This is a genomic window from Pseudomonas putida (assembly GCF_028682635.1).
Lineage (GTDB): Bacteria > Pseudomonadota > Gammaproteobacteria > Pseudomonadales > Pseudomonadaceae > Aquipseudomonas > Aquipseudomonas putida_AE.
Map to the genome: position 1 here is coordinate 1 of NZ_JANHLK010000114.1, position 343 is coordinate 343.

The window sequence follows — 343 nt, forward strand, 5'->3', positions numbered from 1 at the left end:
GCTTCGAGGCGGCCCTGGGAAATTTCCGGCTGGTACGGGGTGTAGGCGGTGTACCAGGCCGGGTTTTCCAGGAGATTGCGCAGGATCGGCGACGGCGTGTGGGTGCCGTAGTAACCCTGGCCGATGAAGGTCTTGAACAGTTGGTTCTGGCCGGCGATGCCTTTGATCATCGCCAGGGCGTCGGCTTCGCTCAGGCCGTCTTCCAGGCCGAGCACGCTGGTGCCCTTGATGCTGTCGGGGATGACGCTGGCGCTCAGGGCTTCGAGGGAATCGAAACCGAGGGTGTTGAGCATGGCCTGCTCGTCACCGGCGCGGGGGCCGATGTGGCGGGCGATGAATTCGT

At 64.4% G+C, this 343-nt stretch carries 1 pseudogene; it reads right to left on the minus strand.

From position 1 onward, the window contains the following. A pseudogene (locus tag NPS56_RS31095) lies at window positions 1–343 on the minus strand (glycine dehydrogenase (aminomethyl-transferring)); the annotation flags it as partial.